15 protein-coding genes and 4 tRNA genes are annotated in these 13,672 nt (G+C 60.0%); 15 read left to right on the top strand and 4 right to left on the bottom strand.

Translation table 11 applies throughout. From position 1 onward, the window contains the following. Positions 1-67 precede the first annotated feature (67 nt). The 8 genes from QKD99_RS05865 (at position 68) to QKD99_RS05830 (ending at position 5,459) form a co-directional block, all read left to right on the top strand. The gene (locus tag QKD99_RS05865) at positions 68-1,072 is read left to right on the top strand and encodes a polyprenyl synthetase family protein (protein WP_297846702.1); all 1,005 of its coding nucleotides are present in this window, start codon (positions 68-70) and stop codon (positions 1,070-1,072) included. 111 nt (positions 1,073-1,183) lie between these two features. After that, positions 1,184-1,265: transfer RNA gene (locus QKD99_RS05860), tRNA-Tyr, on the top strand. Between the two features lie 227 nt (positions 1,266-1,492). Beyond that, positions 1,493-2,677: an Nramp family divalent metal transporter gene (locus tag QKD99_RS05855; protein WP_011272788.1), complete on the top strand. Its 1,185-nt coding sequence runs from the start codon at positions 1,493-1,495 to the stop codon at positions 2,675-2,677. A 20-nt stretch (positions 2,678-2,697) separates the two neighbouring features. Continuing rightward, positions 2,698-3,087: an NUDIX domain-containing protein gene (locus QKD99_RS05850; protein ID WP_005292595.1), complete on the top strand. Its 390-nt coding sequence runs from the start codon at positions 2,698-2,700 to the stop codon at positions 3,085-3,087. Positions 3,088-3,149: 62 nt separating this feature from the next. Beyond that, positions 3,150-3,725 carry a TetR/AcrR family transcriptional regulator gene (locus QKD99_RS05845; RefSeq protein WP_005292598.1) on the top strand — a complete coding sequence of 192 codons (576 nt, stop codon included), beginning with the start codon at positions 3,150-3,152 and terminating at the stop codon, positions 3,723-3,725. Continuing rightward, positions 3,722-4,084 carry a DoxX family protein gene (locus tag QKD99_RS05840; protein ID WP_005292602.1) on the top strand — a complete coding sequence of 121 codons (363 nt, stop codon included), beginning with the start codon at positions 3,722-3,724 and terminating at the stop codon, positions 4,082-4,084. Before QKD99_RS05845 ends, QKD99_RS05840 begins: the two co-directional genes overlap by 4 nt. A gap of 163 nt (positions 4,085-4,247) precedes the next feature. Further along, complete coding sequence (locus tag QKD99_RS05835; protein WP_227909767.1) at positions 4,248-4,415, top strand: hypothetical protein; 168 nt, start codon at positions 4,248-4,250, stop codon at positions 4,413-4,415. Between the two features lie 459 nt (positions 4,416-4,874). Next, the gene (locus tag QKD99_RS05830; protein WP_284844352.1) at positions 4,875-5,459 is read left to right on the top strand and encodes a DUF2335 domain-containing protein; all 585 of its coding nucleotides are present in this window, start codon (positions 4,875-4,877) and stop codon (positions 5,457-5,459) included. Here QKD99_RS05830 and QKD99_RS05825 read toward each other — a convergent pair. From QKD99_RS05825 to deoD, 4 genes are read right to left on the bottom strand one after another with little or no spacing between them, the layout of a single operon-like run. Further along, positions 5,456-7,036, bottom strand: a complete 1,581-nt coding sequence (locus tag QKD99_RS05825) for a phospho-sugar mutase (RefSeq protein ID WP_347950954.1) — start codon at positions 7,034-7,036, stop codon at positions 5,456-5,458. The genes QKD99_RS05830 and QKD99_RS05825 overlap by 4 nt on opposite strands. Before the next feature lie 3 nt (positions 7,037-7,039). Continuing rightward, positions 7,040-7,687: a deoxyribose-phosphate aldolase gene (deoC, locus tag QKD99_RS05820; protein WP_347950953.1), complete on the bottom strand. Its 648-nt coding sequence runs from the start codon at positions 7,685-7,687 to the stop codon at positions 7,040-7,042. An 11-nt stretch (positions 7,688-7,698) separates the two neighbouring features. Then, the gene (locus QKD99_RS05815) at positions 7,699-9,066 is read right to left on the bottom strand and encodes an MFS transporter (protein ID WP_347950952.1); all 1,368 of its coding nucleotides are present in this window, start codon (positions 9,064-9,066) and stop codon (positions 7,699-7,701) included. A 16-nt stretch (positions 9,067-9,082) separates the two neighbouring features. Next, positions 9,083-9,808, bottom strand: coding sequence for a purine-nucleoside phosphorylase (gene deoD, locus QKD99_RS05810; RefSeq protein ID WP_340419737.1), 726 nt, complete (start codon positions 9,806-9,808; stop codon positions 9,083-9,085). A gap of 399 nt (positions 9,809-10,207) precedes the next feature. On the opposite strand from deoD, the gene QKD99_RS05805 reads away from it, so the two are divergent. From QKD99_RS05805 to rplA, 7 genes are all read left to right on the top strand, one after another. Then, positions 10,208-10,283: transfer RNA gene (locus QKD99_RS05805), tRNA-Thr, on the top strand. A gap of 38 nt (positions 10,284-10,321) precedes the next feature. Beyond that, positions 10,322-10,393 (top strand) — tRNA-Met (locus QKD99_RS05800). Positions 10,394-10,533: 140 nt separating this feature from the next. After that, positions 10,534-10,606, top strand: a tRNA-Trp gene (locus QKD99_RS05795). 212 nt (positions 10,607-10,818) lie between these two features. After that, positions 10,819-11,154: a preprotein translocase subunit SecE gene (gene secE / locus QKD99_RS05790; protein ID WP_049378843.1), complete on the top strand. Its 336-nt coding sequence runs from the start codon at positions 10,819-10,821 to the stop codon at positions 11,152-11,154. A 124-nt stretch (positions 11,155-11,278) separates the two neighbouring features. After that, positions 11,279-12,208: a transcription termination/antitermination protein NusG gene (gene nusG, locus QKD99_RS05785; RefSeq protein WP_347950951.1), complete on the top strand. Its 930-nt coding sequence runs from the start codon at positions 11,279-11,281 to the stop codon at positions 12,206-12,208. A 172-nt stretch (positions 12,209-12,380) separates the two neighbouring features. Continuing rightward, positions 12,381-12,824 carry a 50S ribosomal protein L11 gene (gene rplK, locus QKD99_RS05780; protein ID WP_049358678.1) on the top strand — a complete coding sequence of 148 codons (444 nt, stop codon included), beginning with the start codon at positions 12,381-12,383 and terminating at the stop codon, positions 12,822-12,824. A 68-nt stretch (positions 12,825-12,892) separates the two neighbouring features. Further along, positions 12,893-13,597: a 50S ribosomal protein L1 gene (gene rplA / locus QKD99_RS05775; RefSeq protein WP_049383568.1), complete on the top strand. Its 705-nt coding sequence runs from the start codon at positions 12,893-12,895 to the stop codon at positions 13,595-13,597. Positions 13,598-13,672: the final 75 nt, after the last annotated feature.

Here is a 13,672-nt window from a genome sequence, read left to right as displayed (position 1 = left end):
GGGCGCAGTTTGGACTACGGTAGGTAGTCGATTATCTCTGGCTTTTAGTTGCAAGGAACACTATTTAATGACTCACGGTCAATCGCATGCCACGCACGTGGATCTTGGTGATCCGCAGCTCAATGAGCGCATTGGCGCGGGCATGAAAGCAGTAGAAGACAAGCTGCGCAGTGAAATCGACCGCGGCCAGGACTTCTTAAAGGATAAGGTCAGCCACCTGTCGCAGGCCGGTGGCAAGCGCTTTCGCCCCATGATGGCGCTGTTGGCCTCCGAGTATGGTCCGCGTCCGGGCTGCGAAGAGGTTGTTAAGGCCGCCACCGTCGTGGAGATGGTGCACGTGGCCACCCTTTATCATGACGATGTCATGGATGAGGCGGACCGCCGCCGCGGCGTGGAGTCTGCCAATTCGCGGTGGAATAACTCCGTGGCCATCCTCGCCGGCGATGCGCTCTTGGCGCACGCGTCCCGCCTGATGAGCGAGCTGGATACCCACACCGTGGGCCACTTTGCCGATACCTTTGAGGAGCTGGTTACCGGCCAGATGCGCGAGACCATCGGTGCGGGTGAGGCCAATGCCGTGGAGCACTACACGGCCGTTATCCGTGAAAAGACCGCGGTGCTCATCGCCTCTGCTGGTTACCTGGGTGCCTACCACTCCGGCGCCTCGGCCGAGCATGCCGCAGCTCTGCACCGCATTGGTGGTGCCATCGGCATGATTTTCCAGATTGTGGACGATGTCATCGATATCTTCTCTGACCCAAAGGAGTCCGGTAAGACCCCGGGTACGGACCTGCGCGAGGGCGTCTTTACCTTGCCGGTTCTCTACGCCTTGGAGGAAGAGGGCGAAGTGGGCGACAAGCTGCGTGAGCTGCTTACTGGACCGCTGCATTCCGACGCCGAGGTGGAGCGCGCCATCGAGCTCCTGCACCAATCTGGTGGCCGTCAGAAGGCGCTGGAGGACATCAATGCCTACCTGCGCACGGTGGAGGAGCAGCTTGCCGTGCTACCGGAGAACTCCGCGAGCCAGGCCCTGCGCCAACTGGCGGATTACACAGTGCGCCGCGTGGGCTAGATGCTTGGCGACGCCCCCCTCTTTTCCCACCCATTCTTCCCCCATGCGCTGGCGATTTGTAGGTGGGAGGGTGGTTCGTAGTAAAGTACTTACTCGCACCACACAGTGCATGCCAGGTTGCCCGAGCGGCCAAAGGGAGCGGACTGTAAATCCGCCGGCATTGCCTTCAGAAGTTCGAATCTTCTACCTGGCACAGAATGAACCCCGCAAGCAAAAGCTTGCGGGGTTTCAAGCGTACCTGCAGCTGTGAGGCGGGATCTACTCGCTGGGCTCCTGGGTGCGGGAGCTTTTAGCCTTGTGCCACACCGCATAAGCACTGGCGAGGAAAACAACTAAGAAAACCCCAGCGATCCCCTGGCTTGAACATATGGCGATGAAAACTAGACTTCAAGTAGTTGAACTTTTGGTATGGAGATGCCTATGCGTAAGACCTTAATCAGCCTCACCGGCCCCGCCTTCGTTGCTGCAGTGGCTTACGTCGACCCCGGCAACGTAGCCGCCAACATCAGCGCCGGCTCCCACTACGGCTACCTCCTGGTGTGGGTACTCGTCGTGGCCAACCTCATGGCCATGTTCATCCAGTACCACTCCGCCAAACTGGGCCTAGTCACCCACCGCTCCCTGCCGGAAATCATGGGCGAGCGTCTCTCCCGCCGCGCGCGCCTAGGCATGTGGGCCCAGGCCGAGCTCATCGCCGCGGCCACCGACCTCGCCGAAGTCATCGGCGGCGCCATTGCCCTGCAACTCCTCTTCAACCTCCCCCTGTTCGCGGGCGCGCTCATCATCGGCGCGGTCTCCATCATTCTCCTCATCTTCCAGAAGAAGAACCAGTGGTTCGAGGGGCTTGTCATCGGCCTGCTCCTGGTCATCTGCATCGGCTTCCTTGCCGGCCTCGCCATCGCCCCGCCCGACCCCGCCGACGTGGCCGGCGGCCTCATCCCCCGCCTAGAGGGCAAGGACAGCATCCTGCTGGCCGCCTCCATGTTGGGCGCCACCGTCATGCCGCACGCCATTTACCTACACTCCTCCCTGACCAAGCAGCGCTACCCCGACCTGGAAATCCCCCACGTGCTGGCCGGCACCCGCGCGGACATCGCCGTGGCGCTGTCCATCGCCGGGCTCGTCAACGTGGGCCTGCTGGTCCTGGCGGGCTCGGCCCTCTACGGCGTGGACGGCACAGAGACCATCTCCGGGGCCCACACGGCGATTGCCAGCCACCTCGGCCCGCTGGCCGGCGTTCTCTTCGCCATCGGCCTGCTGGCCAGCGGCCTCGCCTCGACGTCAGTGGGCGCCTACGCCGGCTCCGAAATCATGGACGGCCTGCTTCACATCAAGGTCCCCCTACTAGTCCGCCGCCTGGTCACGCTCATCCCGGCGCTGGTCATCATCGGCTGCGGGGTCGACCCCACTATGGCACTGGTGGTCAGCCAGGCACTTCTTTCCCTGGGCATCCCCTTCGCCATCATCCCGCTTTTCCGCTATGCCGGCTCCCGGGACGTCATGGGTGAGTTCGCCGCGAAACCCTGGTCTATGGCCGTGGGCTGGACGCTTGCCGCGCTGGTCATCGCACTCAATCTCGCCCTCGTGCTCCTGCCGCTGCTCTAGGCCGCCTACAATCAGCAGCCATGATTGAAGTAGCAGCCGTCGTCATCCGCAACCCACAAGGCCACGTGCTTACCGTGCGCAAGAAGTCCTCCACCAAGTACCAACTGCCCGGCGGCAAGCCCGAGGCGGGCGAGGCGCTTGTCGACGCCGCCCTGCGCGAAGTTGCCGAAGAAGTAGGCCTCACCCTCGACGCCGAGAGCCTCAACAAACTCGGCACCTTCGACGCTCCCGCCGCCAACGAACCGGGCGAGGTCGTCGTCGGCACCATCTTCACCTACACCCGCACCGTCACCGCCGACGAACCCCATGCCGCCGCCGAAATCGGCGACACCGCCTGGGTCAACCCAGCAGCCCCCGACCGCGAGCTTGCACACCTGCTGCGCGACCGCGTCTTCCCCACGCTGGCCTAGCGCCAACTGTCAACACTTCGGCGTCATTGACCTCGAAACCATCAAGAGCTACCCTTTTGAACATGTTCACTGAACACGTTCACTCATCGCGCTCGGCCGCCAAAGCTGGCACCGTCAGCAAGGTCCTAGCCACCGCCTACGAACTCTTCCTCACTCAGGGCTACGCCACCACCAGCATCCGGACTATCGCATCCGAAGCTGGCGTTAGCGTGGGAACCGTCATGGGAGTCGGCGACAAACAAACGCTGCTCATCCGCACCATTGGCCAACACATTTCAGAACTCCACGATGACATCCGGGGACAATCCGATAGCCTTCTCGATGTCCTGAGACCTTTCCTCCAGATGTTTACCGGCCACGAAGAGCTCTCCCGCGCCTTTGGCGCAGCACTCATCCAACAAGGCAATCAAGGCGAAGCGCTCACCGCACTCAAAACGCTCCTGACCGATGAAATCACCCTGCGACTCGGCACCAGGCTCAGCAGCGCCGATGCGGCCGAGTACGCCGACCTGCTGTACAACGTCTACCTCGGCTTACTCATCGGCTGGGCCGCCGGAATCTACGACACCGAGCACCTCACATCCCAAGCCGCCTCATCGATCGAACGCCTCAACACCGCATTCGGAGTAACCCAATGATCCTAGAATCTTCCCCAGCCTGGCCCTCCCTTCTACTAGCAGCCATTCTGCTTGGCGACGCCGCCCTCTCCCTCAAACCAGTCCCCTTCATCGAAGCCTGCCTCAGCGGCGTCAAACTCCCCAAGGACTGGTGGTGGGCGCTCATTGTCATCAAGTGCCTCGCCGCCGTAGGACTCATTGCCGGCCTCTGGTTCCCCGGCGTAGGAATCACAGCCATGATTGGAGTCATCGCCTATTTCTGCGCGGCCGCAGCAGCCCATGTCCGCGCCCACTTCCTCGGTAGCGCATTCTGGATCAACTGCTTAGGCATGCTCGCATTCTCCATCGGAGTACTGATCCTGACGCTCGCACTGAATTAAGACACCAGTCAACCTTTCACGGCTTCCTGAAGGCAGATACATCATTGCACCTCTTGAATGATGACTTGATGCTTTCTACCCTAAAGGTATGCGCACGACGATAAACCTCCCGCCGAAACTCCTTGAAGAAACGAAGATCCAAGCCAAAGCCAACAATGTCACTTTGAGCTCATACGTCGAAGAGGCGGTCCGCGCTGCCCTCAAGAAGGAAGCCCGCATCAGTACCGAAGACACCCCCGTTAACCTGCCCTCCTTCGATTGCGGCGGACCGGCTCTAGTTGATCTCAGCAACAAAGAAGCTGTGTGGGCGGTACTCGATGATCATTCCTGATGTCAACATTCTCGTTTATGCCTTCCACTCCGCTGCACCGCAACATAAACCCGCTCAACAATGGCTAAGTAGTGCTCTAAATCGGCATGAAACAATTGGACTCCTGGATGTTGTGGCAACGGGCTTGAAGTAGAAAAAGCCATTTCCTAGCCTGCGAGAAATATCTGGCAATGAGGTGGAATCCGATCCCGCCAGGGTCTTGGCAACGTATACCGCATTCAAACCGCCAATGAAATAGCCGAGGCAGAGCAATGATGAAATACCAACTGCAATCTTTAGCAAAACTGTTAAGGATGAATGGTGGGGTCCTTTAATCTTTAACTCCTCTCATTTTGGCCTTCAGGACCAGCAAACTACACCTTTCTAAGGCGCTGTGTACAAACAGGCGTGCTCGGTAGCCATACCATCAGGCACAGAAAGTCACTGTAGAGATGAAGGTACGGGGTTAAGCGATAGGATATGGGATATGAAGAAGATCCGAACGATGCTGGACGGGGTAAACGAGATTCACCTATTTCAAAGCCAGCGAGTAGCGCAGGCAGCGCAGCAAGCGCATCTGCGCAATCGGACTCGCAGTTATCGGGCGCACCGGAAAATAAACGTAGCGATTTCCCACCAGTTGGAGGAGCGCTCCCTGGCGTAAATAGGCTTTCTAACCTTGATGACCAAATTGCTGTGTGGGCGCTTCAGGGGCCAACTCCGCATCCACAGATAATCAAACAGCACAATGACATTCAGCCGGGCGCAGGCGATCGGATTATGGAGGACGCTCATGCAGATATTGTCCTCGATAGGAAAGTTACAGCAGAATCTTTCGAGTACGCGATATTTGAATCAAAAGTACGGCTCTTTACAACCGTAGGTGTCATTTTCGGCGCGCTCATCCTTATACCGGCGATACTCGTTCTTTTTGACCCACCGGAATCGATAGTTGGTACTGCGGCGGTGGGTCTGGCGGCAGCAAGCCCACTAGTCCGCACCCTCATTGGCCCTAAGCAATCCCGGAAGGACCAGTTAGAGAGCGCGGAGCGGGGAGGGGTTTAAATCCCGAAGTAGGCGCGCAGGTCGGCCGCAATAGCATCGAGGCGGTCGGCGTCGGGGGACTCGAGGTAGCATTTCAGCTTCGGCTCGGTGCCGGAGGGGCGCACGATGACGCGGTCATCGTTGTTGGTGAAGAACTTGGAGCCTTGGGCGAATTTCTCCACCTTTGCTACGGGGGAGCCAGCCAGTTCAGTGGGAGGGGTGGAAGCGACCTTATCCATCGCTTGGGCGATGATGCTGAGGTCATCGACGCGGAAGGTCAGCGGCTGGGTGTAGAGGGCACCCACGGTGGCGTAGATGCCTTCTAGACGCTCTAGCAAGGTGGTTCCTGTGGCCTTGCACTCGGCCGCGAGGCTGGCGAGCACTACGGAGGTAGCGACGCCGTCCTTGTCGCGGACAGCGGTGGGGTCGGGGCAGAAACCAATGGCTTCCTCATAACCAAAGGCGAGGTCCGGGGTGCGGGCGATCCACTTGAAACCGGTGAGGGTCTCCTCGTGGCCGAGGCCGTAGTGGGCGGCGATGCGCCCGAGCAGGCGGGAAGAGACGAGCGAGTTGGCGAAGTTGCCTGTCGCACCCTGGCAGGCAAGATAGTCGCCCAAAAGGGCGCCGGTTTCATCGCCGGTGAGCTGGCGCCACGTGCCAGAGGAAGTGGGCACGGCGGCGGCGCAGCGGTCGGCGTCGGGGTCGTAAGCGATAAGAATATCGGCGCCGATCTCCTCAGCGTGGCGGATGCCCAAGTCGAGGGCGCCAGGCTCTTCCGGGTTGGGGAAGGAGACGGTAGGGAAATCAGGATCCGGTTGGGCCTGCTCAGGAACCAGGGAGACGCGGAACCCGCAGCGGGTCAGCAGCTTTTCGCCCAAGGCGGCGCCGACGCCGTGCATGGCGGTCAGCGCGATGGTGACATCGGTATGTGCACCCACGAGCTGTGCGGCGCGGTCGAGGTACTCGGCGCGGGTATCGACGTCCGCGATGTTCTCGGTGGATAGCGGGACTTCATCGGCATGGGGTGCCGCGGCGATGGCGGTGGCGATTTCGGCATCGGCGGGCGAAACCAGCTGTACGCCTTCTGTCGGGCCGGTGGCGATGCGGCCGCCCAGGTAGACCTTGTAGCCATTATCGGCCGGCGGGTTATGCGAGGCAGTGACCATAATGCCGGCATCCGCCTTGAGCGAGCGGACCGTGAAGGCGGTCAGCGGAGTGGGGTTCTGCGCTGGCAGAACCAAGGCCTTGCCGCCGGCCGCGGAGATGACCTGTGCGGCATCGCGCTGGAACTGCGCGGAGCCGTGGCGGGCATCGCAACCAATGGCTACCACTGGGGTGTCTACGTGCTGTTTGAGCCAGGAGATTAGCCCATAGGTGGTGCGGATGACCACGGCGCGATTCATGCGGGACTCGCCCGCGCCCACGGCGGCGCGCAGGCCCGCGGTGCCGAAGGCGAGGGGACCGGCGAAGGCGGCGGCGAGCTCGTCGGTATTGCCCTCTTCAATCCAGGTCATCACCTGGCGGGCGGTGTCCGGATCGGGGTCGTGCTCGGCCCAGGTGCGGGCGTAGTCATAATCCACGGTGGCGGCCTTTGACATGGCTTAGAGCTCCTCGAGGATCTTGGCGGAGGAAGACAAGCCCAGGCGGGTTGCGCCGGCCTCAATCATGGCCAAGGCATCCTTGGCGGTGCGGATGCCGCCAGAGGCCTTCACGCCTAGCTTGTCGCCTACGGTCTCGCGCATGAGCTTAACGGCGTGTACGGAGGCGCCGCCGGCCGGGTGGAAGCCGGTGGAGGTCTTGACAAAGTCCGCCTGGGCGGCTGCGGCGGCCTTGCAGGCGAGGACAATGGCGTCGTCGGAAAGCGCGGCAGACTCGATGATGACCTTGAGTACCTTGCCTGGGATAGCATCACGCACGGCCTGGATTTCGGCCTGCAATTCCTCGGCGCGGCCCTCGATGGCCAGCGGGATATTGATGACCATGTCTACCTCTTCGGCGCCATCAGCAACCGCGCGGGCTGCCTCAGCGGCCTTAATCTCCGGCTTTACAGCACCGGAAGGAAAGCCCACGACGGTGGCAATATGCAGCGAATCAGGAACCTCGATGGGCAGGGCGGACGGGGAAACGCAGACGGAGTAGGTGCCCAGCTCGGCCGCCTCATTCACCAAGCCGCGGAATTGTTCTGGGGTGGCCTCCGGCTTGAGCAGGGTGTGGTCGATGATGGATGCAACGTCGGTGCGGGAAGTCATAATTGTTCTCCTTAGCGGGTTAGGTGGGATTCGGAACGGGCCATCTTGAGGTCAGAGACGATGTACAGGGCAATGCCGATGGCGGCGACGGCCGCCAGGATCCACAGCACGGTGTTATAGCTGGTGAGGTCCTGCAGCTTTGCCGTATAGGCAATGCCCAGTGGGATGGCGATATTGATGGTCAGGTTATAAAAGCCGATGGCGATGCCGGACTTGGCGGCGGTGATATTGCGCAGTGCGGTGTTGACCAGCGGGGCGTACATCAGCGCAAAGCCGGAGGCAAAGGCCACGATGGCCAGGATGAGCACGGCAACGTGAAGCTGCACGAAGAGCGCGGCCGCCACCAGCGCGCCGGCAACCAAAGCGAAGGCGGTGTAGATGGTGGCGCGAGAGGACAAGACGGCACCGATCTTGCCGGAGAAAATGCCGATGAGGATGGCGCAAATATAGCCCGGGATCATCAGCAGGGAGGCCTTATCGATGTTCATGCCATGCAAGTCATGTGCGGCAAACGGCAGCAGGAAGATGAAGCCCATCTGGGTGGAGTAGACAAAGAAGACCATGAGGATGGTCCACACGTAGCGGCCGTTAGTAAAGAACTCCGGGGTGACCACGGGGTGCTTGGCGCGGCCGATGTGGATGATGAAGCCTACGACGCCAAGGAGAGCGAAGATGAGCCATGCCCAGTTGAATTCCTGCATAAACATGGTCAGGCCGGTGGCGAAGACCGCGATGAAAAACAGGCCCAGGGCGTCGAGGTGGCCCTCCACGGCCGCATCTTCCGGCACCAGCTTGATAATCGGCGGGATGGCCAGGATGAGGATGAGCGGGATGAGGAACATCGCCGTCCACGAGACATAGGTGGAAATAAAGCCGGAGGTCAGCGCGCCGATGAGCAGGCCGGCCTGGAAGGCGGCGGTGGAAAAGCCGAGGTAGGTCTTTTGATCGGCCTCGCTCAAGTGCTTGGTCACGTAAATGACATACAGCGTCTCCGCGGCGGCAAGGCCAGTGGTCTGGATGAGGCGGCCGGTGAGCACCATGGGCCAGAAGCTGGAAAAGGCGAAGGCCAAAAGCGAGCCCACGGCGATGAGGACAACGCCGGTGAGCATGAGCTTGCGGATGGAGATGGAATCTGCCAGCGCGGCGTAGACCACGGCGCCGATGCCGATGATCACGCCGGCGAGGGAAGCTTGGAGGGAGGCGGTGGTATCGGAGATGTCGAGCGCCTCGGCGATCGGCATGGTCATCGTCTTAAAGCCGTTATCAATAACCAGCGAGAAGACGAAGACAAAGAGCAGGATAGGTACGGCAACCTTGGGGTTTACCGCGGAGCCTGGCCGCTTGTCCTGCGGGGAAGCGGTGGGGTGGGTGGAAGTCACGGGGGAGGGGTTCCTTTTAGTCGAGCGCGTTGAGTGGAAGTGCGAGTTCAATCATGGTGCGGAAGGCGGTCTGGCGTTCCTCCGCGGAGAGGTGGGTATCGTGCACCAGGTTGTCGGAGACGGTGAAAAGCCCCAGCGCGTCCACGCCGGCCTCGGCCGCGGTGGCATAAAGCGCTGCAGATTCCATCTCTACGCCGAGCACACCCATGTGCGCCCAGCGCTCGTTAACGCTTTGGTCAAAGTTGTAGAAAATATCCGAGCTCAAAATATTGCCCACGTGGATGTGGGCCTGCTGCTTTTCGGCCTGGTCCACCAAAGCCTTGAGGAGCTTCCACGAGGCGGTGGGGGCGTAGCTGCCCGGCAGGTTGTACTGGCTCAAGAAGTTGGAATCGGTGGAGGCGGACGAAGCGACGATGACATCGTGCAGCTCAATGTCTTTCTGCATGGCGCCAATGGAACCGACGCGGATGAGCTTTTTTACGCCGTAGTTGTGGATGAGCTCCCAGGAATAGATGCCGATGGAGGGAATGCCCATGCCGGAGCCCATGACGGAGATGGGCTTGCCGTTAAAAGTGCCGGTAAACCCCAGCATATTGCGTACACCGTTGAACTGGACGGTATCTTCCAGGAAGTTCTCGGCGATGAACTTCGCGCGCAGCGGGTCACCGGGCAGGAGGATGGTTTCCGCAATGGGCGCGCCCTGCGGATTGATGTGTGGGGTGGCAATATCCGTAGCGGACATATCTTCGCTCCTTGGTATGGGGAGGGGGATTTTACAGACCAAGCTTAAACCCTCAGGACCCCGAGTCAATGGGACTATTTGCAGCTTTTTAGCAACCGTGGAGAGCCTCAGTGCCTCCAGTCCACGCTTGCCGACGCCCCCTTTTCCTACAACTGCCCAATCCACATGCCTTCGCACGGCTGCCGGCGCACGGTAGGAGGCGGAGCCGAGCAGCCCGCAGGGGTGGGCTGCCATGCCGTTTCTCTAACTGCCTTCAATAGGCGCGAAAAGGTGCCACAAGAACTATGCATTTTTACGCTCTGACATGGCGATTTGTGTAAAACGTTGAAAGCAGGTTAGATTATTGGAGTCCGCAACGGAGAGCACAACGAAATAGCGATGTGTTCAACGCTAGGATGTGCCCCCTTAGCTCAGTCGGCAGAGCGTTTCCATGGTAAGGAAAAGGTCGACAGTTCGATTCTGTCAGGGGGCTCCATTCATGTTTGGAGGAAGGAACTCCTCCGAGGTGAATATGGCGGTGTAGCTCAGTGGTAGAGCAAGCGACTCATAATCGCTGTGTCGCGAGTTCAATTCTCGCCATCGCTACCGGGAAAGAAAGGCGCCCGCAGGGCGCTTTTTTATTACCGCGCTGAAGGCAGTCCCGGCTGTGCCTAGTTTCGGATTGGAACTATGGCTCTGGTAAGGTCTTCAACGCTTGATGCTTAGGCATTGAGGAATAAAAGAATAGGGGCGTGGCGCAATTGGTAGCGCAACGGTCTCCAAAACCGTAGGTTGCAGGTTCGAGTCCTGTCGCCCCTGCACAGTAAACCCCGTCATCTGGCATCAGGTGGCGGGGTTTCTTCATGCCCTATTTTCTTCGTGGCGCTTGGCCCACGCACATGTTGTCAAGGCCACGCCTTGCAAATGCCGTGGTCAGCTTTTCATGCTGTGCAAGCTTTGCTAGGGTTGACAAAGTTATGGAGGTGCGCGTTAAGCGCCCTATTAGATTTAGTTCCCAAGGAGGGTTAGCTGTGAGCGATGAGCAGCAGCCGAAGAATTCGGGTGCATCGCGCCCGACCGGTAAGCGTCAGCTCTCTGGTGCGGCTACCACGTCCTCCGCGGACTACGCCGATAAGCACGTCGTCCGCGTAGAGGATAAGAACCACGATGACACCCCAGGTGGCGGCGTAGCCGCTTTCCCTGGTGAGGTTGCATCCGAGATGAAGAAGGTGGTGTGGCCTACCGCTAAGGAGATGCTGCAGTACACCCTCATTACCTTTGCGTTCCTTATCGTGCTGACCGCTTTGGTCTGGGGCGTTGACACGCTGGCTGGTCTCGGAGTTGAGCAGGTTCTCTCTGATAAGTAAGATAGCTGCATAACCTTTTATCCCGCTGTTTCCGCTTCAAGGAACGGCGGGATACTTTTTGCCCATACGCGGGCGGGTAGGCTGGTCCTACGCAACGCGCCGAGGAATATTTGGAGTAAGGATTATGAGCGACGAGAACAACGTCGAAACCGTAGGTACCTCGCTGGAAGAGGCAATGCAGTCCAACGTGCAGGAGCAGGCGGCAGAGCACGCTAGCTCCGTAGAAGAAGCACAGCAAGAGGACGCTACCCCAGCCGCTCCGGCAGCGGAAGAAACTGAAGGAACGGCTGAGTCCACCGACACTGCAGGCGAGTCCGCCGAGTCCACCAACGCAGCGGAACCGGCAGCGGCCGAAGCTGAAGCCGAGGGTGCAGCCCCTGAGGCCGGCGAAGACGAGTCCGAGGATGCCGCCTACCGCAAGCGCCTGCGCGCCTTTACCCGCGAGCTGAAGAAGCAGCCGGGCCAGTGGTACATCATTCAGTGCTACTCCGGCTACGAAAACAAGGTAAAGACCAACCTGGACATGCGCGCCCAGACCCTCGAGGTAGAAGATTCCATCTTCGAGGTCGTTGTTCCTATTGAGCAGGTCCTAGAGACCAAGGACGGCAAGAAGAAGATTGTGAAGCGCAAGCTGCTGCCGGGCTACGTCCTGGTTCGCGCTGAGCTTAACGACGCCGCATGGTCCGTCATCCGCGAAACCCCGGGCGTGACCTCCTTCGTGGGCAACGAAGGTAACGCCACCCCGGTCAAGACCCGCGACGTAGCTAAGTTCCTCATGCCCAACGAGGCGCCGTCCACCAAGGGCGATGCTGCCCCGAACGAGGCAGAGGGCGAGCAGGTTGTGGATATGCCGGAGAAGGAAGTGGCCAAGAAGTACGCGCACGACTTCGAGGTGGGCGAGGCAGTGACCATCCTGTCCGGACCGCTGGCCGCCGTATCCGCGACCATTTCCGAGATCGACCCGGAGACCGGCAAGATGCAGGGCTTGGTGTCCATCTTCGGCCGCGAGACCCCGGTGGAGCTGTCGCCGACCGAGATCGAGCGCATCTCCTAAAAAGTGATTTTGTGCAGGGCGCACGGTGTTCTAAACTGGAACGCCGTGCGCCTTTGGCGTGCGTATAAGAAAACGTTTCATCCTCCGGTGGCCCACTGAAGGTGAGCATCCGGACGGGATCCCGTTATTCATCGTGGCGGACATCCCGGTAACACAGGAAAGAGGTAATTCGATGGCTCCTAAGAAGAAGGTATCCGGCTTCATCAAGCTGCAGATCGAGGCAGGCGCCGCTAACCCGGCACCGCCAGTTGGCCCGGCACTGGGTGCCCACGGCGTCAACATCATGGAGTTCTGCAAGGCTTATAACGCCGCTACCGAGAACCAGCGTGGCAACGTGGTTCCGGTTGAGATCACCGTCTACGAGGACCGTTCCTTCGACTTCAAGCTGAAGACCCCGCCGGCAGCTAAGCTGCTGCTGAAGGCCGCTGGCATCCAGAAGGGCTCCGGCGTCCCACACACCGACAAGGTCGGTTCTGTGTCTTGGGATCAGTGCAAGGAAATCGCAGAGACCAAGTTTGCGGACCTGAACGCACGTGACATCGAGAACGGCGCTCGCATCATCGCCGGTACCGCCCGCTCCATGGGCATCACCGTTGATGGCGCACCGGAGAAGTAAAAACTTTATGTGGTAGGGCCAGCTACGGCCCGCCAAACACCACACCAATCCAGAAAAGGAATTGTTAAATGAGCACCAAGTCTAAGGCTTATAAGGCCGCTGCGGAACTGGTAGATAAGTCCCGCCTGTACCGTCCGATCGAGGCCACCAAGCTGGCTAAGGAGACCTCCTCCAAGAACTTCGACGCCACCGTTGACGTCGTCTTCCGTCTGGGCGTTGACCCGCGCAAGGCTGACCAGCTGGTTCGCGGCACCGTTTCCCTGCCTAACGGCACCGGTAAGGACGTTCGCGTTGCTGTCTTCGCTGAGGGCGAGAAGGCTACCGCCGCTCAGGAAGCTGGCGCTGACATCGTCGGCACCGCTGAACTGATCGAGCAGATCAACGAAGGCAACATCGACTTCGACGTTGCAATCGCTACCCCGGATCAGATGGCCAAGGTCGGCCGCGTTGCCCGCGTCCTGGGCCCGCGTGGTCTGATGCCGAACCCGAAGACCGGCACCGTTACCGCAGACGTTGCTAAGGCAATCTCTGAGGTTAAGGGCGGCAAGATCTCCTTCCGCGTTGATAAGGCTGCTAACCTGCACGCCATCATCGGCAAGGCATCCTTCGACGCTGAGAAGCTGGCTGAGAACTACGGCGCCCTCATGGATGAGATCCAGCGTCTGAAGCCTTCTTCCGCTAAGGGCATCTACATCAAGCGCGCTACCATCTCCACCACCTCCGGCCCGGGCATCCCGGTTGACGGTTCCGTGGTTAAGGGCTACACCGAGTAAATCGGTTTAGCGCACTGCGCTTAAAGCTAAAGGGCTTCGAGGAATTCCTCGAAGCCCTTTTTCTATGTTGTGAAC

Origin of the sequence: Corynebacterium sp. c3Ub_189 (assembly GCF_039907195.1) — a bacterium.
Lineage (GTDB): Bacteria > Actinomycetota > Actinomycetes > Mycobacteriales > Mycobacteriaceae > Corynebacterium.
This window is presented reverse-complemented; position numbering and strand designations above follow the sequence as displayed.